The sequence below is a fragment of the Pseudomonas sp. PS01301 genome (assembly GCF_029960215.1).
Lineage (GTDB): Bacteria > Pseudomonadota > Gammaproteobacteria > Pseudomonadales > Pseudomonadaceae > Aquipseudomonas > Aquipseudomonas coleopterorum.
This window is the reverse complement of record NZ_JASCPM010000130.1, coordinates 1-306: the sequence shown is the minus strand read 5'-3', so window position 1 is coordinate 306 and position 306 is coordinate 1. Positions and strand designations below refer to the sequence as shown.

Genomic DNA, 306 nt, shown 5'->3' with positions numbered 1-306 from the left:
TGGTGATGCGGTAGAGGAGCGTTCTGTAAGCCTGTGAAGGTGAGTTGAGAAGCTTGCTGGAGGTATCAGAAGTGCGAATGCTGACATGAGTAACGACAATGGGTGTGAAAAACACCCACGCCGAAAGACCAAGGTTTCCTGCGCAACGTTAATCGACGCAGGGTTAGTCGGTCCCTAAGGCGAGGCTGAAAAGCGTAGTCGATGGAAAACAGGTTAATATTCCTGTACTTCTGGTTATTGCGATGGAGGGACGGAGAAGGCTAGGCCAGCTTGGCGTTGGTTGTCCAAGTTTAAGGTGGTAGGCTG

1 rRNA gene is annotated in these 306 nt (G+C 51.0%); it reads left to right on the top strand.

Going from position 1 to position 306, the window contains the following annotated elements:
* A 23S ribosomal RNA gene (locus tag QMX89_RS22735) occupies positions 1-306 on the top strand; the annotation flags it as partial.